We start from the raw sequence: 16644 nt of genomic DNA on the forward strand, positions 1-16644 counted from the left end.
CACCCGGGGCAGCGGGAGGCTCGGCAGGTCGAACGTCGGCAGGTCGAACGGCAGCCGGAGGCGGGGCAGGTCCAGGTGCGGGAGCAGATGGGACAGGAGCAGCCGGAGCCCGAGCAGGGCGGCCGCGACCTCGGCGAGGGCGGCCACCACGTGGCGCGCCGCGTAGACCCGCGGATGCTCACGCTTGAAGCGCGCGAGCCGGGCTGCGCGCGTCCCGTCCGGCGGGTCCAGCGGGGTCCGCTCCTCACGCGCGGCGGGCAGGGCGGCCTCCGCGAGCATCTCGACCAGGTCGCAGCGGTGGACCCGGTTGCGCAGGTCCCACCCGACGTCGATCCGGGTGCCCCCGTGCGTCAGCCGGGCGTGCTCCAGGTAGCCCGCCTGCTGCTCGTCGACCTCGATCCCGTCCGCGAGCAGCCGCGCCGTGCGGGCCCGGCCGGGCACGGGCGCCTCCACCTCGTACGCCACCCCGCGGTGGCGGATGCGATACGCCGTCTCGGTAGCCACGGCACCATTGTTGGAGCAGATGCTCCAACAATGCAAGCCCCCTTCGAGCGGCGACCCCGCCCGCCGCCGCGTACGCTCCCCGGATGTCCACGAGCAGGGCCGCGGCCACGCCGCGGGCGCTCCCCCGACAGCTGCCCGCAGTCCTGGCCGCCGCGGCGATCGGCTGCCAGATCGCCTACCCGTTGGTCGAGGGGACGGCCCGCAACCGGCTGACGGTCGTCACCGTCGTCGTCTTCCTGGCCGCCGTCCTCGCCCACGCCGCCGCGACCCGTGGTCCCGCATGGGCCGGCGCGTACTTCGCGGTCGCCGCCGGGACCGGGCTGAGCGCGGAGGCGCTGGGCGTCGCGACCGGGTTCCCCTTCGGCGAGTACGACTACAGAGGCACCCTCGGCGCGAAGCTGCTCGGGGTCCCGGTCGTCATCCCGCTCGCCTGGGCGATGTTCACCTACCCCGCCCTCCTCGTGGGCCGCCGGCTCTCCGCGGGCAGGGCCTGGGCCGCCGTGGGAATCGGCGCGCTCGCCCTGGCGAGCTGGGACCTCTTCCTCGACCCGCAGATGGTCGACGCCGGGCACTGGCGCTGGGCCGACCCCGACCCCGCGCTGCCCGGCATACCTGAGATTCCCGTTTCCAACTTCGCCGGCTGGCTGCTCGTCGCCCTCGTGCTGATGACGCTGCTCCGGCTGCTCCTGCCGGACCGGCCGGGCCCGGAGGGCGTCCCTGCCACGCTCTACCTCTGGACCTACGCGTCCTCGGTCCTCGCGGCCGCAGCCTTCTTCGGCCGGCCGACCGTCGCTCTCGTCGGCGGGATCGGCATGGGCGTCGTCGCCGTCCCGTACGCCCACGCCCTGCTGAGAGACCGGTGAAGCTCGCTTCCCTCCTCGTAGGCGTCGGCGCGGCGCTGTCCGCCGCCGGGACCGCACACGCGGCGTACAACGCGACGCGGCTGCGCGTCCCACCTGCCGCGCCACCGCCGCTCGCCGAGCAGGTCTCGGTGCTGCTCCCGCTGCGGGACGAGGCCGACCGGGTCGCGCCGTGCCTTCGGAGCCTGCTCGGGGCGCTCGACGAATCCACCGAGCTCGTCGTCCTCGACGACCGCTCCTCGGACGGGACGCCCGAGGTCGTGCGCAGGCTGGCGGGCGGCCGCGCCCGGCTCGTGCACGGCGAGCCGCCTCCCTCCGGCTGGCTCGGCAAGCCCTGGGCCTGCGCTCAGCTGGCGAAGGCAGCTTCCCCGAACAGCACCGCGTATGTCTTCGTGGATGCCGACGTGGTGGTCGCGCCGCACGCCGTCCGCTCGGCCGTCGCCCTGCTGAGGGCGTCCGGGCTCGACCTCGTCTCGCCGTACCCGCGCCAGGTGACCGGGACCAGCGCCGAGCGGCTCGTCCAGCCGTTGTTGCAGTGGTCCTGGCTGACCACGCTGCCGCTCGGCCTCGTCGAGCGGTCGGCCCGCCCCTCGCTGTCGGCCGCCAACGGCCAGCTGCTCTGCGTGGACGCGGCGGCGTACGGCAGGGCCGGTGGCCACGCCGCGGTGCGCAGCGAGGTCGTCGAGGACGTCGCGCTGCTGCGCGCGTTCAAGCGGGCGGGGGCTCGCGGGACGGTCGTCGACGGCACTGCCCTTGCGACCTGCCGGATGTACGAGGGCTGGCCCGAGCTGCGCGACGGCTACTCCAAGTCGCTCTGGTCCGCCTTCGGCCCGCCACCGGCGGCGGCCGCGCTCCTCGGGCTGCTCGGGCTGGCGTACGTCGTGCCACCGCTCGCCGCACTGCGTGGCTCGCGCGCCGGGCTGCTGGGGTACGCCGCCGCCGTGGCCGGGCGGGTCCTCGTGGCCCGCCGGACCGGAGGCCGTGCCCTGCCGGATGCGCTCGCCCACCCGGTGTCGATCACCGCCCTCGGCTGGCTGACGGCACGCTCGCACCGGCTGCACCGGCAGGGGCGCCTGCAGTGGCGCGGGCGCCCGGTGACGGGCGCGTAGGCTCCCCCGACGTGGCACGTGTGGTCGTCGTCGGGGCAGGAATGGGCGGGCTCGCAGCCGCGGCCCGGCTGGGCGCGCTGCGCCACGAGGTGACGGTGCTGGAGCAGGCCCCGGTCGTCGGCGGGAAGCTGGGGCGGTTCGAGCGCGACGGCTTCGCCTTCGACACCGGCCCCTCGCTGCTGACGCTGCCGGCGGTCTACCGCGACACCTTCTACAAGACCGGCGCCCCGCTCGAGGAGGTTCTCGAGCTGGTCCCGGTCGACCCGGCCTTCCACTACCGCTTCGCCGACGGAACGGAGGTCGACGTGCCCAACGCCTCGCGCTCGAGGGCCCGCCAGGCCTTCGACGACGCCTTCGGCGACGGTGCCGGCGCCGACTGGGAGCGCTTCCTCGACGTCGCGCACCGGATCTGGCAGGTCACACGCGGCCCGTTCCTCGAGTCCCCGCTGGACCGGGGGGACCTGCTGCGCCTCTCCCGGCGCGTCGGCGACCTGCGGACCGTGGCGCCCTGGCGCACGCTGCGCGGGCTCGGCCGCCGCCATCTGCGGGACCCGCGGCTGCGCATGCTGCTCGACCGCTACGCCACCTACACCGGCTCGGACCCGCGCCGCGCGCCGGCGGCCCTCGCCGTCGTGCCCTACGTCGAGCAGGCCTTCGGCGCCTGGTACGTCCCGGGCGGGCTGCGCCGGCTCGGCGACGCCCTGCACGAGCGGGCCCGCGCCACCGGGGCCACCGTGCGCACCGGCGCCGACGTGGCCGAGGTGCTCGTCGAGGGCGGGAAGGCCGTCGGGGTGCGTCTCGCCGACGGCGAACGGGTGCGGGCCGACGTCGTCGTGGCGAACGCGGACGCGTCCCACCTCTACGCCGACCTGCTGCAGGGCCCCGTCGCGCAGCGCGAGCTGCGCTCGCTGCGACGGGCGACCCCGTCGCTGTCCGGCTTCGTGCTGCTGCTCGCGCTGCGCGGGCGCACGCCCGGGCTGGCCCACCACACGGTGCTGTTCCCCGAGCGCTACGACGAGGAGTTCGACGCGGTCTTCGGCGGGCGGCCCCCGGACGACCCGACGGTCTACGTCTCGGCGCCCGACGACCCGGCGCTGCGGCCGGACGACGAGCACGAAGCGTGGTTCGTCCTCGTGAACGCCCCGCGCCACGAGCCGGGGCGCGGGATGGACTGGGCCTGGCCCGGGCTCGCCGACGCGTACGCCGACCGGGTCCTCGAGATCATGGCCGAACGCGGCCTCGACGTGCGCGACCGCGTCCTGTGGCGTCAGGTGCGTACCCCGGCCGACCTCGAGCGCGAGACGCGCTCCCCCGGCGGGTCGATCTACGGCACGTCGTCGAACGGTGCCCGGGCAGCGTTCCTCCGCCCGGCCAACAGCTCGCCCGTGCCCGGGCTCTTCCTCGTCGGCGGGTCGTCCCATCCGGGGGGCGGCCTGCCGCTGGTCGGGCTGTCCGCGGCGATCGTCGCCGAGCTCGTGGGGAAGGCCTGACGACCATGTCCTACGCCTCGATCGCGCTCCTCACCCTCGCGGCCGTGCTGCTCGCCTGGGTGGTGCTGCGCGGGCGGCGGCGGCGGCACTAGTGCGGCACTGGTGCGGCACTGGTGCAGTACCGGTTCGGTGCCGGTGCAGCAGCGGCTCGAGCGCCGGGCCGCACGCCGCCCGCGCGACGGCTCAGGGAGCGGTGCGGAAGTCCTCGCCGGTCACCAGCGGCGGGGGCTCGACCGGCTCCACCAGGTCGCCTACGGGCGGCGCGGGCTCGGCCGGGACGACCGTGACCTCACCCACCGGCTCCACGGGGGCGGCTGCCGGGGCGTCCTCGCCGCCCGTCTTCTTGGCCGCTGCCGCGGCGGCAACCCCTGCGCCCACGACCGCGGCAGCCCCTGTGATCACGGCCTTCGCCGACACGCCGGCCTTGCCCGAGTCCCCCTGGGTGTCGGCCGCGGCGTCGATCCCCACGTCCCCGACGTCCATGGTCTCGTTCACCGAGCCGCGCCAGCCCTCCGACGCGCCCTTCTCCTCGATGTAGGACTTGAACTTCTCCAGGTCCGAGACGGCCTGCCGCTCGACGATGTTGAGCTTGTCCCCGACCGCCTCGATCAGGCCCTCGGGCTCGTACTCCAGGTGCAGCGTGACCCGGGTCTTCGCCGGCCCGATGGGCGTGAAGGTCACCTGACCGGCGTTGGTCGCGCCCTCGGTCGCAGCCCAGGCGACCTTCTCGTCGGGCAGCTGCTGCAGGATCTCCGCCTGCCACTCGCGCTTCACGCCCGCGATCTCCGCGACCCAGCTGAGCCGCCGGTCGTCCAGCTGCTGCACCGAGGTGACCCCGCCCATGAACTGCGGGAAGTCTTCGAACCGGGTCCAGGCGTTGTACGCGGTGCGGATCGGCACTGCCACCTCGATCGACTTCTCCACGGTGGTGGACATGTCTCTCCTCCTGTGCTGCGGCTACGTCAAGGCCTCGATACCCCCCTGCCCCGTGCCGACTCCGGGTCACGGGAAATGCGTGGACTCTGTACCTACTCGTATGTACGGTACCGGCGTCCACCGCTCGACCCCGGCGCGCCCGCCTGCGGCCGCTGCCCCTGGAGGTGCTCGTGCTCGCCATGCACTACGACATCCGGCTGCCCCGCGGCTACGACATGCGGGTCGTCCGCGAGCGCGTCGCGTCCCGCGGGCATGCCCTCGACGACCTCCCGGGGCTGGGGCTCAAGGCGTACCTCGTGCGTGACGTCGCCGCCGGGGACGCGGTCAACGCCTACGCGCCCTTCTACCTCTGGACCGACGAGGCGGCCGCGGCGCGGTTCCTCTGGAGGGGTGGCGGGTTCCAGGGCATCGTGCGCGACTTCGGGCGGCCGCCCGCGCGCACGTGGATCGCCGGCGGGTGCCGGCGTGGCGCGGCCGACGAGGCGCCGTACGCCGTCACGGCGACCCTTCGCCTGCCGCCCGAGGCCGACCCTCAGCACGTGGCAACCCGCGCGGACGACGTCCTGCGCGAGCTCGACGCCCGCTCCCTGCACACCGCGGCGTGGGCGGTCGACCCCGCGTCCTGGGAGCTCGTCGTGTTCCTGCTGCAGGGCACCCCCGACGCGCCGACGGCGGTCAAGGCGGTGTCCGAGACCTGCGTGACCTTCTCCGTCCTGCACGTGTCCGCGCCCGAGCTCGCGCTCCTGGCATGACCGCGGCGACGAGGTGCACCGGGCCGGCCGCCGGACGGCCCGGCCCCTGGAGCGCCGCAGCCCTGTCACTGCACCTGGCGATGTTCGTCGTCCTCCTGGACGGGAGCGCGCTCAATCTCGCGCTGCCTCGGATCGCGGACGACCTGGGAGCCTCCACGGCGGGGATGGAGTGGGTCGCGAACGCCTACCTGCTCCCGTTGGCGAGCCTGCTGCTGCTCGCCGGGGGCCTTGCCGACCGCCTGGGCGCGAAGCACGTCCTCGTGGCGGGCCTGCTCGCCTTCGCCGCCGGGTCGGCCCTCTGCGCCTCGAGCCCCTCGCTCACGGTCCTGCTGGCCGCCCGGGCGCTCCAGGGCATCGCCGGCGCGGCCGTGCTGCCGGCACTCCTGTCCCTCGTCGTCCACGTCTTCGCCAGCGGGCAGGACCGGTCCCGGGCGCTGAACGTCATGTCGGTCTTCGGCAGCGGCGCCCTGCTCGCCGGCCCCTTCCTCGGGGCCGCTCTCACCCAGGCGCTGGGCTGGCGCGCGGTCTTCTGGGCCATGGCCCCCGTCGCGCTGGGGGCCGCGGCCCTCGCCGCGACCCGCCTGCCGCGGCCCGCCCCGGCCGCTCGCCGACGCCTGGACGTCCCGGGGCAGCTCGCCGGCACGCTGGCCCTGGCGCTGACCGTCGGCGGCCTCGTCGAGCTGAGCGACCGCGGCGTCACGTCCCCGCTCGTCCTGGCGATGCTGGCCACCGGCGCGTCCGTCGGCGCCGGGCTGCTCGTCTGGGACCGGCGTGCTGATGAACCTCTGATCCCTCTGGAGCTGTTCGACCGGCCGGCGTTCCGCGCGGCCGTGCTGGGGGGCTACGCCTTCGCGCTGAACGTGTTCGGGCTGCAGTTCCTGTTCGCGATCCACCTGCAGCAGCGCTGGGGCTACTCGCCCATGGAGGCCGGCCTCGCGCTCCTGCCGTTCTCCGTCACGACCGTCGTCACCACGACGGTGGTCAATCCGCTCCTGCTGCATCGTGGGCTCCGCTTCATGCTGCTCACGGGGATGCCGATCGCCCTGGCGGGAACGGCCGTGGCTCTGGCGGTCACGTCACCCGGCTCCTGGGTCTTCCTCACGGTGGCGGGCTCTCTCATCGGCGCGGGCAGCAGCATCTACTCGCCGAGCCTCAACCAGCTCGCGGTCCGGGACGCCGGCTCCGACCGGGCGGGGGCCGCATCCGCCGTCTACTTCACCGCCCGACAGGTCGGGATGGCGTCCGGAGTCGCCGTCCTGGGGGCACTGACGGCCCTCGAGAGCCCCCTCGCCGGGCTGCGCATCGGGATCCTGATCACCGGCCTGCTGCTCGGCGTGGCACTGCTGCAGCTCGCGCGCGCGACCACAGCGCCCCCGGCACCCGAGCCGGGTCAGCAGGAGGAGCAGCAGGCGGTGCGCGGCCGCGCCGAGCCCTCGCCGCACCCGAGCTGACGCGGACGCGCAGGGCCGAGGTGGCGCCCGGCGGCACGCCCGGTCCTTCCGCGGTAGCGTTCGCCCACCGCCGGCGGAGGGAGCGGCCATGGACGGGCCTGGGGGCACGCTTCTCGCGGACGCCTCCGAGGAGGAGTGGGCCGCGGTGTTCACCCACGCCCACCTGCTGCGCTACGCCCCTGGCGAGGTGATCGCCGATGTCGGCGAGGACGACGAGTCGGTGTACGTCGTCGTCCAGGGGGACGTCGAGGTCCTCGTCCCGGCCGAGGGCACGCAGGGGCTGACCCTCGTCGACGAGCTCGAGGCCGGCAACGTGTTCGGCGAGGTCAGCTTCCTGGACGGGGAGCCGCGCAGCGCGCAGGTGCGCGCCGCCTCCGACGTGGTGCTGGCCGGCCTGGACCACGAGGGGTTCGACCGGCTGTCGGCGGCCCACCCGGCGCTGGCGATCCGCCTGCTGCTCGACCTCGGCCGCATCCTCGCCGGCCGGCTGCGCGCGGCCGAGCGACGGCCGGGCTGACGGCGCTACAGGCCGCGCTGGTACTCGTAGGTGGTGTGCGTCGGGGCGTAGCCCAGCTCGGCGTTGATCCGCATCATGGGCGCGTTGCTGTCGGCGGTGTCGGTGAGCAGGCCCTCCAGGCGCGGGTACCGGTCCCGGGCGATGCGGATGGAGGCCGCCTTGAGCCACCGGCCGAGGCCGTTGCCCCGGTGCTCGCGGACCACCGCCGTGCCGTAGTGCTGGGCGTCCCCGGCCCCGTCGCCGGGGACGACGAGCTCGGTGAACCCGGCGACGGAGCCGTCGGCCTCGGACACCGCGGCGACGGTGTGGAGCACGTCGCCGCGCCGCTCGATGGCGGCGGCCGCGGCGCGTACGCCCTCGACGTCCCAGCTGACGGTCCCGAAGTCCGCTTCACTGGTGGGCATGTCGTCCATCGCCGGCCGGGCGGCGGTGAACGCGACGGCGAGGTTATCGGGGACGGCGCCCTCCCACCAGACCAGCCGGTAGCCCGCGTGCGGGCGGCCGGCGAGCGCGTCGACGAGGCCGACGTCGGCTTCGGCCATCGCCAGCCGGGCGTAGACGAGGGTCAGCACCCGCCGGAAGCCGTGCGCCGCACAGAAGGCGTCCCCCGCCGACCCGGCGTCGGCCTGCGCGAGCAGCGAGCCGCGCCCCTCCGCCCGGGCGGCCTCCACCGCCACGCCGAGCAGCCGGGTGCCCACCCCACGGCGGCGCTCGGCCGGATGGACCGTCATGGTCAGCTCCGCCAGATGGTCCTGACCCGGCCGGTCGAAGAGCCGGAGGAACGCCGTGCCCAGCGGCACCCCGTCCGCGTCGGCCACCCAGGCCACACGGCGGGACAGCGCGCCGGCGTGCGGGTCGGCGAGCACGGTCAGGCGGACGGGCATCGGGCTCCTCCACGGGCTGGGAATGGGCGGCAGCAGTCTGCCGTGCGGGCACCCCCGGCACGCAACGCACAGCCAGGCCCGGTGCGTCTGACAGGTATCGTCGAAACGGCGACCCGCACGAGCCCGCTGCATCGGAAGGACCCGCTCCGTCTATGCGCCTCCCCCGGCTGCCCAAGGCCTCGTCGCTCCGCCTCCCCTCCCTGCGCCGGCCCACGCTGCCGGGCAAGCGGTCCACGCAGGCCGTGGTCGCGGGCGGGGTCGCGGTGCTGCTCGCGGCGGGGACCGTGGTCACGGTCGGCCTGACCAGCGGGTCGGGCTCGGACGCCGTCGGCATGGAGTCGCCGGTCACCCTCACCCCCGGCTGGCTGACCGACCCGGAGACCGGGTTGCTCAAGGGCGCGACGAGCCTGCCGGAGTACCCGATCCCCACGGTGCCGCCGCCGCCCGTCGTCGCGACGCCGAGCCTCCCCGCGCTGCCGACGACCGGGCTCCCCGGGGTCCCCGCCGTCCCCACGCCGCCCGCGGCCCCGCCGGTCGCACCCTCGACCCGGCCGCCCGCGACGGGTGGCGGCAGCGCCGGCGGAGGCGGCGGCCCCACGCCGACGGCGACGCCGCCGCTGCCCGCCTCCGACGAGGTGTCCCCGCCCCTCGCGACCGGGCGGACGCTGCCGACCTCCCTGTTCGGCCTGCACGCGGCGGGCATCGGGGACGGCAAGGCGCCTCGCACGGAGTACGGCGCCGTGCGGCTGTGGGACAGCGGCACGACCTGGCGGCAGATCGAGCCGGCCAACGACAAGTGGTCCTGGGAGCGGCTCGACGCCGCTGTCGCCACCGCCCGGCGCGACGGCGCCCGGCCGCTGCTCGTGCTCGGGCAGACCCCGGAGTGGGCGGCGAGCGACCCGAGCGCGCCCGGCTACAACGGCCCCGGGGCCAGCTCCCCGCCGCGCAACAACGGCGAGTGGGTCGAGTACGTCCGCGAGGTCGCGACCCGCTACAAGGGCAAGATCACCGAGTACGAGATCTGGAACGAGCCGAACGTCACCGACTTCTGGCGTGGCTCGGAGGCGCAGCTGGTGACCCTGGCCAGGCTCGCGAACGACACCATCAAGGCGATCGACCCGGGCGCGACCGTGACGACGCCCAGCTTCGTCGTCCGCCGTCCCGCCCAGCAGGCCTGGCTGACCCGCTACCTCGTCGCGGGCGGCGCCGAGCACGCCGACGTCGTCAACGTGCACATCTACCCGGACGCGACCGGCACCCCGGAGACGATGCTCACCGTCTACAACGAGGTGCGCAACCGGCTCGACCGCCGGGACGTGAAGCTGCCGGTCTGGAACACCGAGGTCAACTACGGCCTGCCGACGGGCGGGACGGTCGCGCCGCTGCAGCTGCCGGAGGCCACGGCCGCGGGGTACGTCGCCCGTACCTACCTGCTCACGGCTTCGCTCGGCATCTCCCGCGCGTACTGGTACATGTGGGACAACACCCAGGTCGGCGTCCTCATGACGAGCGACGGGTCGAAGCTCACCGCGGCCGGCCGCGCGTACGCCGTGGTCCGCGGGTGGCTCGCGGGGCGCTCGTTCCGCGGCTGTGCCCCCGCGCTCGACGGCACCTGGACGTGCTGGGTGGGCAGGGACCGCATCGTGTGGAACCCGTCCAAGGCGGTCAAGGTGATCGTCCCGAGCGGCACGTCGGGTGCGGTCGGCATCAACGGCAGGGCGGTCGCCGCCAAGCCCGGCTCGTCACTGACGGTCGGGGTGGCGCCCGTGCTGCTGCGCGACGCCGGCTGACGGCCCTGCGCCGCGTCCGGCCTCAGCCGCGCAGCCGGCGCCGGGCCACGACGGCCAGCTGGGCCAGCCCGACGACGGCCAGGCCCGTGCCGGCCGCTGCGAGCAGCGTCGCCCACTCGTCGGCGCGGCTGGGGTCGAGCCCGGCGGCCAGGCAGCCGACAGCCGTCACGGCAACCCGGCTCGGCCGCTCCCACACGGTCACGACGCCGATGTCGGCCATGCCGCCGGCCGCCGCTCGGGCCCGCAGGTACTCCGACGTGTAGGTCAGCAGGGCTGCCGCGACGGCCAAGGGCCAGGGCGCCCCGAGCAGGCCGAGCGACAGCAGGAACGCGCAGTCGGTCAGCCGGTCGGCCACGCTGTCGAGCACGTGCCCCCAGCGGGTCGCCCGGTCGGTGAGCACGGCGACGGCCCCGTCCAGCCCGTCGACCACGGCCACCAGGAGCACCACGACGGCTGCGAGCGCGGGCCAGTGCCCGCCCACGCTCGCACCCAGCGGCACGCCGAGCCCGATGGCGGCCCCGCCGAGGGTCACTGCGTCCGGAGGCACCCGGGCCAGCGCGAGCGGCCGGGCCAGCAGGTACGTCAGCGAGAGCCAGCCGCGGACCAGCCGTGAGCGGCCGGGGTCGTAGCCGCCGTGCAGGGCGGACCACCGCTCGAGGTAGCCCGCTCTCGTGGGCAGCCCCTGCGCCCGCCGGCTCTCCCCCACGGGTGCCGCTAGCGGCCGGCCAGCCCGAGCGCGGAGTAGACCTCGCGGGTCGCCGTCGACCGGTTCAGGGTGTAGAAGTGCAGCCCCGGGGCGCCGCCGTCGAGCAGCTCGCGGCCGAGCTCGGTGAGGATCTCGACGCCCACGGCGCGCACGGCGTCGGGGTCGTCCTCCACGGCGTGCAGCCGGTCGGCGAGCGCGGCCGGGAAGGCGGCACCGGACATGACGCTCATCCGCTCGATCTGCTTGACGTTGGTCACCGGCATGAGGCCGGGGATGATCGGGAGGTCCGCGCCCAGCGCCCGGACGCGCTCGACCAGGCCGAAGTAGTCGGCGGCGTCGAAGAAGAACTGCGTGACCGCGAACTCCGCCCCGGCCGCGGCCTTCGCCGCGAGGACCCGGGCGTCGGCGTCGAGGTCGACCGCCTCCGGGTGCTTCTCGGGGAAGGCCGCGACACCGACGGAGAAGTCGCCCAGCTCCCGCAGCAGCGCGACGAGCTCGGTCGCGTAGACCATGCCCTCCGGGTGCGGCTCCCACGCGGTGCCGGCCCCGGTAGGCGGGTCCCCGCGCAGGGCCAGCACGTTGCGGATGCCCGCGTCGGCGTACTGCCCGATGACCGAGCGCACCTCGGCACGGGAAGCGCCGACGCAGGTCAGGTGGGCCATCGGCAGCAGGGTGGTCTGCTCGGCGATGCGCCGGGTGATGCGGACCGTGCGGTCGCGCGTCGAGCCGCCGGCGCCGTACGTGACCGACACGAACGTGGGCCGCAGCGGCTCCAGCTCGCGGATCGCGGTGAAGAGCTGGCGCTCCCCCTCGTCCGTCTTCGGCGGGAAGAACTCGAACGAGAAGGACGGCACCCCGGAGCGCAGCAGCGCGCCGATCCGGCGCTCGGCGCGGCCGATCACGGCAGGCGGCCGGGTCGCCCCCGTCAACGGCTCGGCGGCGGGCGTCGGCATCGGGAGGGAGGACTGCCCAGCGGGCACGGCAGGGGTTCCAGCAGCCACGGTGGGAGGTTACCGGCGCCATGACCTGCCGACCCGGCATCACTCGCTTAGGCTCGTCGGAACCCGACGGACCGTCGGGCCGTCGGCGCACGTCCCCACGCGCGGCCGACGGGCACCGGACGACCGCCCGAGGGCGGGGACAGCAGGAGGCCCTGTGGCGACAACGGCGCCGGAGTCGACGCCACTCGGCTCGCCGGCAGCCGGCGGCGACGGCACGAGCCCGCTCGACGTCGACCGGCTGCGGACGCGGGTGGGCGTGGCCCTCACGTCCTTCTTCGATGCCCAGGCCGAGTGCCTGGACGAGGTGGGGGCCGACCTTGCGCCGGTGCTCGGCGCTGCGCGCGGCTTCCTCGAGACCGGCAAGCGGCTGCGTCCGGCCTTCGCCTACTGGGGTTGGCGCGGCGCCGGCGGCCCGGACGGCGACGCGATCGTGGCCGCGGCCTCGTCACTGGAGCTGCTGCACGCCTGCGCGCTGATCCACGACGACGTGATGGACGACAGCGACACCCGGCGCGGCCAGCCGTCCGTGCACAAGCGCTTCGCCGCCGAGCACGGCGCGGCGGGCTGGCACGGGACGCCGGACGGGTTCGGGCTCGCCTCCGCGGTCCTGCTCGGCGACATGTGCCTGGTCTGGGCCGACCAGATGCTGTGGACCAGCGGGCTCGGCCAGGAGGCGGTGCAGCGCGCGCAGCCGCTCTACGACCGCATGCGCATCCAGCTCATGGCCGGCCAGTACCTCGACGTCCTCGAGCAGGCCCGCGGGTCCCAGTCGGTCGAGAGCTCGCTGCGGGTCGCGCGGTTCAAGAGCGCGAAGTACACCGTCGAGGGGCCGCTGCTGCTCGGGGCGGCGCTGGCGGGGGCGGGCCAGGCGACGATGGCCGCCTACACCGCGTACGGAGTGCCGATCGGCGAGGCCTTCCAGCTGCGCGACGACGTGCTGGGGGTGTTCGGCGACCCCGCCGAGACCGGCAAGCCGGCCGGCGACGACCTGCGCGAGGGCAAGCGGACCGTGCTCGTGGCCGAGGCGGTCGCCCAGGCGACGCCGGGCCAGCGCGCCCTCGTCGAGCGGCTGCTCGGCGACCCCGAGCTCGACGCCGCCGGGGTCACCGCCCTGCGCGAGGTGATCGTCGACACCGGCGCGCTGGCCCGCACCGAGCAGCTGATCGCCGAGCGCCGGGACACCGCGCTCGCGGCCCTGGGCACCGCCGAGGAGTCCGGGCTCATCGCCCGGCCGGCCGCCCGCGTGCTGCGCGACCTCGCCGTGGCCGCCACGGCCCGCCGGGTCTGAGGGGCGCGCGTGCGACACGTATCCGGCCACACCGACCGCGTCGTCGTGGTCGGCGCCGGCCTCGCCGGCCTGTCCGCGGCGCTCCGTCTCGTCGGGGCGGGCCGCCAGGTCACCGTGGTGGAGCGCGAGGCCGTCCCCGGCGGCCGGGCGGGGCTGCTCACCGACGGCGGCTACGCCTTCGACACCGGCCCCACCGTGCTCACCATGCCGGACCTGCTCGCCGACGCGCTCGACTGCGTGGGCGAGCGGCTCGAGGACTGGCTGGAGCTCACGCCCGTCGCGCCGCTCTACCGCGCGACCTACGCCGACGGCTCCACGCTCGACGTCCACGCCGATGTCGACGCCATGGCCGCCGAGATCGATGCTGTCTGCGGGCCCGCCGAGGCAGCCGGCTACCGGCGCTACGTCGACTTCGTCTCGAAGCTCTACCGCTACGAGATGCGCGACTTCATCGACCGCAACATCGACTCGCCCTTCACGCTGCTGACGCCCTCGCTGGCCAAGCTCGCGGCGATGGGCGGGTTCCGCAAGCTGGCGCCGAAGGTCGAGCAGTACCTCAAGGACGAGCGCACCCAGCGCGTCTTCTCCTTCCAGGCGATGTACGCCGGCCTGTCCCCCTACGACGCGCTCTCGATCTACGCGGTGATCGCCTACATGGACTCCGTCGCCGGGGTCTTCTTCCCGCGCGGCGGCATGCACGCGGTGCCGCGCGCGCTGGCCGCCGCGGCCGAGAAGCACGGCGTGCAGTTCCGCTGGTCGACCGAGGCCACCCGGGTCGAGCTGAACGGCGACCGGGCCGTCGCCGTCCACACCGCTGACGGGGAGCGCATCCCCTGCGACGCCGTGGTGCTCAACCCCGACCTCCCGGTCGCCTACCGCGACCTGCTCGGCCGCAGCCCGCTGAGCCTGCGCCGGCTGAAGTACTCGCCGTCGTGCTTCGTGCTGCACGCCGGCTCGACCGCGAGGTACGACGCGATGGCCCACCACAACATCTCGTTCGGCCGGGAGTGGAAGGGCGTGTTCCGCGAGGTCATCGACGACGGCCGGCTGATGAGCGACCCCTCGTACCTCGTCACCCGGCCCACGGCCTCGGACCCGACGCTGGCGCCCGCCGGCCGCGAGTCCTACTACGTGCTGTTCCCGACGCCGAACCTCGACGCCCCCATCGACTGGCGGGTCGAGGGCCCGCGCTACCGCGACCGGGTCGTCGCCACCCTCGAGGAGCGCGGGCTGGACGGCTTCGGGGCGGGCATCGAGGTCGAGCACGTGACGACCCCGCTGGACTGGCAGGCCCGCGGCATGGAGCGCGGAGCCCCCTTCGCGGCGGCCCACACGTTCTTCCAGACCGGCCCCTTCCGGCCGCGCAACACCTGGGGGCAGAACGTCGTCTTCGCCGGGAGCGGCACCCAGCCCGGCGTCGGGGTGCCGATGGTGCTGATCAGCGGAAGACTGGCGGCCGAGCGGATCACCGGGCGAGACAGGACGTACCGGTCCCGCGCTCTCCTGTGAGGGGTGCGATGAGCGAGCGGGACCTCGACGCCGCGGGGATCACCGACCCGGCGCTGCGCGCCTGCTACGAGCAGTGCCGGCGGCTCAACGCCGAGCACGGCAAGACCTACTACCTCGCCACGCTCCTGCTGCCGGCGGCCAAGCGCCCGCACGTGCACGCGCTCTACGGCTTCGCGCGCTACGCCGACGAGTTCGTCGACTCGCTGGTGGACCCGCACCCGGAGGCGCTGACCCCGTGGGGCGAGCGCTTCCTGGCCGACCTCGACGGCGGGGACAGCGCCGACCCGGTCTGCCGGGCGGTCATCCACACCATCCGCACGTGGGACATCCCGCCCCCGCTGTTCAAGGCCTTCCTCGACTCGATGGCGATGGACCTGACGGTCAGCGAGTACGCCACCTTCGAGGACCTGCGCGGCTACATGTACGGCTCGGCAGCCGTGATCGGGCTGCAGATGCTGCCGATCCTCGAGCCGCTCGACGACCGGGCGTACGCCCCGGCGCAGGCGCTCGGGGAGGCGTTCCAGCTCACGAACTTCATCCGCGACGTGGCCGAGGACCTCGAGCGCGGCCGGGTCTACCTGCCGCTGGAGGACCTGGAGCAGTTCGGCGTGACCCGCGAGCAGCTCGCCGCCGAGGCACGCGCGGGCGCCAGCAGCCCGGCGGTGCGCGACCTGGTCCGCTTCGAGGTCGACCGCTGCCGGGAGCTCTACGCGGCAGCCGCGCCGGGCCCGCTCCTGCTGGACCCGACGAGCCGCGACTGCATCCGCACGGCGGCCGCCCTGTACGGCGGGATCCTCGACGAGATCGAGGACGCCGGCTACGAGGTGCTGGCCGAGCGCCGGTCCGTGCCGCTCCCGCGGCGGCTGCGCGTCGCCGTGCCCGGGCTGGCGCGTGCCGCGCTCGCGCGGCGGGAGCAGGCGTCCTGGCGGCGGCTCTCCCCCGTCCGCTGAGCCGGCCGGACGCTCGTACCGGAGGACGCGCACGGCCGCCGCTGACCTCGCCCGGCGCCCCTCGCCGTGCAGGCGCCTGCCTCCGGCGCGAGCGCCCTGTGTGAATGCCCGCGACCGCCCGGGGTAGGCGAACGGCATGGCCAACGACGGGAACCAGACGCCGAACACGCCGGGGCTGAGCGAGACCGAGCTGCGCGCGATGAAGGTCGACGAGCTGCGCGAGCTCGCCCGCACGGAAGGGGTCGAGGACGCGGGCGACCTGCACAAGGAGGACCTGGTCAAGGCGGTCAGCGCCACGTACCGGGAGCGCGGCCGCTGGGGCGACGAGGGTGCGGGCGGTGACTCCGCGGGCGGCGCGCCGGAGGACTCCGGTGGGGGCATCCGGCACGGGTCCGACGAGTCCAAGTCGCTGAAGTACTCCCAGGAGATCACCTCCCCCGACGACGACCCGGAGCGCCCGGGCCGCAGCCTCGTGACCACGCACCACGACGTGATCCGGCAGTGGGCCGAGGACCGGGGCGCCACCCCGTCGACCGTGCCGGGCACTGAGCACGACGGGCATCTGGGGGTGCTGCGCTTCGACTTCCCGGGCTACGGCGGCGACTCGCTGGAGCACGTGTCGTGGGACAAGTGGTTCGAGGCGTTCGACGCGCGCAAGCTCAACTTCATCTACCAGGAGGAGCGGGCCAACGGCTCGCAGAGCAACTTCTTCCGGTTGGAGAACCCCGAGCGCGAGGACGCCTAGCCACGGGGCGCACCCGACCGACGGAGGCCCCGCCGGTCGGGTGATCTTCCGGAGCCCCCGCTCAGGTCCCGCCCGGGCCGCCGATGGGCGGATGCCGCCGGCCGTCCGCGCCGCGGCGGCTGGGGGGCCGGAGCGTGAGAGGGCGCAGGGCA

The 16644-nt window shown here is 75.1% G+C and carries 16 protein-coding genes; 11 read left to right on the forward strand and 5 right to left on the reverse strand.

Annotated elements, in window-relative coordinates; all coding sequences use genetic code 11:
* Positions 1-504, reverse strand: a 504-nt coding sequence (locus tag G9H72_RS09990) for a hypothetical protein (protein ID WP_166170424.1), incomplete at its 3' end; no start/stop codon positions are given.
* A gap of 83 nt (positions 505-587) precedes the next feature.
* On the opposite strand from G9H72_RS09990, the gene G9H72_RS09995 reads away from it, so the two are divergent.
* Genes G9H72_RS09995 through G9H72_RS10005 form a run of 3 tightly spaced genes read left to right on the forward strand, consistent with a single transcriptional unit; the run spans position 588 to position 3963 of the window.
* On the forward strand, positions 588-1367 hold the full coding sequence (locus G9H72_RS09995; RefSeq protein WP_166170426.1) for a carotenoid biosynthesis protein: 780 nt from the start codon (positions 588-590) through the stop codon (positions 1365-1367).
* Complete coding sequence (locus G9H72_RS10000) at positions 1364-2473, forward strand: glycosyltransferase (protein WP_166170428.1); 1110 nt, start codon at positions 1364-1366, stop codon at positions 2471-2473. Before G9H72_RS09995 ends, G9H72_RS10000 begins: the two co-directional genes overlap by 4 nt.
* Positions 2474-2484: 11 nt before the next feature.
* Positions 2485-3963 (forward strand): phytoene desaturase family protein, encoded by a 1479-nt coding sequence (locus G9H72_RS10005; protein ID WP_166170430.1) that lies wholly within the window; start codon positions 2485-2487, stop codon positions 3961-3963.
* A 183-nt stretch (positions 3964-4146) separates the two neighbouring features.
* On the opposite strand, the gene G9H72_RS10010 is transcribed toward G9H72_RS10005, so the two are convergent.
* Positions 4147-4899: an SRPBCC family protein gene (locus G9H72_RS10010; protein WP_166170432.1), complete on the reverse strand. Its 753-nt coding sequence runs from the start codon at positions 4897-4899 to the stop codon at positions 4147-4149.
* 179 nt (positions 4900-5078) lie between these two features.
* Here G9H72_RS10010 and G9H72_RS10015 point away from each other — a divergent pair, with 179 nt between their 5' ends.
* The 3 genes from G9H72_RS10015 to G9H72_RS10025 all read left to right on the forward strand — a co-directional run bounded on the left by G9H72_RS10015 (position 5079) and on the right by G9H72_RS10025 (position 7619).
* Positions 5079-5651, forward strand: coding sequence for a DUF4865 family protein (locus G9H72_RS10015; protein ID WP_196791055.1), 573 nt, complete (start codon positions 5079-5081; stop codon positions 5649-5651).
* Positions 5648-7102, forward strand: a complete 1455-nt coding sequence (locus G9H72_RS10020; RefSeq protein WP_166170436.1) for an MFS transporter — start codon at positions 5648-5650, stop codon at positions 7100-7102. The genes G9H72_RS10015 and G9H72_RS10020 overlap by 4 nt, the downstream gene beginning before the upstream one ends.
* Before the next feature lie 88 nt (positions 7103-7190).
* Positions 7191-7619, forward strand: a complete 429-nt coding sequence (locus G9H72_RS10025) for a Crp/Fnr family transcriptional regulator (protein ID WP_166170438.1) — start codon at positions 7191-7193, stop codon at positions 7617-7619.
* A gap of 5 nt (positions 7620-7624) precedes the next feature.
* On the opposite strand, the gene G9H72_RS10030 is transcribed toward G9H72_RS10025, so the two are convergent.
* Positions 7625-8503 carry a GNAT family N-acetyltransferase gene (locus tag G9H72_RS10030; RefSeq protein ID WP_166170440.1) on the reverse strand — a complete coding sequence of 293 codons (879 nt, stop codon included), beginning with the start codon at positions 8501-8503 and terminating at the stop codon, positions 7625-7627.
* 152 nt (positions 8504-8655) lie between these two features.
* On the opposite strand from G9H72_RS10030, the gene G9H72_RS10035 reads away from it, so the two are divergent.
* Complete coding sequence (locus G9H72_RS10035) at positions 8656-10293, forward strand: GH39 family glycosyl hydrolase (protein WP_166170442.1); 1638 nt, start codon at positions 8656-8658, stop codon at positions 10291-10293.
* A 22-nt stretch (positions 10294-10315) separates the two neighbouring features.
* Here G9H72_RS10035 and G9H72_RS10040 read toward each other — a convergent pair whose 3' ends face one another.
* Positions 10316-10999 (reverse strand): CDP-alcohol phosphatidyltransferase family protein, encoded by a 684-nt coding sequence (locus G9H72_RS10040; RefSeq protein WP_331272161.1) that lies wholly within the window; start codon positions 10997-10999, stop codon positions 10316-10318.
* 8 nt (positions 11000-11007) lie between these two features.
* Positions 11008-12000, reverse strand: a complete 993-nt coding sequence (gene metF / locus G9H72_RS10045; RefSeq protein WP_331272162.1) for a methylenetetrahydrofolate reductase [NAD(P)H] — start codon at positions 11998-12000, stop codon at positions 11008-11010.
* 238 nt (positions 12001-12238) lie between these two features.
* On the opposite strand from metF, the gene G9H72_RS10050 reads away from it, so the two are divergent.
* The 4 genes from G9H72_RS10050 to G9H72_RS10065 all read left to right on the forward strand — a co-directional run bounded on the left by G9H72_RS10050 (position 12239) and on the right by G9H72_RS10065 (position 16492).
* Positions 12239-13288, forward strand: coding sequence for a polyprenyl synthetase family protein (locus G9H72_RS10050; protein WP_196791056.1), 1050 nt, complete (start codon positions 12239-12241; stop codon positions 13286-13288).
* Between the two features lie 9 nt (positions 13289-13297).
* Entirely contained in the window at positions 13298-14797 is a 1500-nt protein-coding gene (crtI, locus tag G9H72_RS10055; protein WP_166170446.1) for a phytoene desaturase family protein, read from the forward strand.
* A gap of 8 nt (positions 14798-14805) precedes the next feature.
* On the forward strand, positions 14806-15747 hold the full coding sequence (locus G9H72_RS10060) for a phytoene/squalene synthase family protein (protein WP_166170448.1): 942 nt from the start codon (positions 14806-14808) through the stop codon (positions 15745-15747).
* A gap of 136 nt (positions 15748-15883) precedes the next feature.
* Complete coding sequence (locus tag G9H72_RS10065; RefSeq protein WP_166170450.1) at positions 15884-16492, forward strand: Rho termination factor N-terminal domain-containing protein; 609 nt, start codon at positions 15884-15886, stop codon at positions 16490-16492.
* Positions 16493-16644: the final 152 nt, after the last annotated feature.

This window comes from Motilibacter aurantiacus, from assembly GCF_011250645.1.
Taxonomy (GTDB): Bacteria; Actinomycetota; Actinomycetes; order Motilibacterales; family Motilibacteraceae; genus Motilibacter_A; species Motilibacter_A aurantiacus.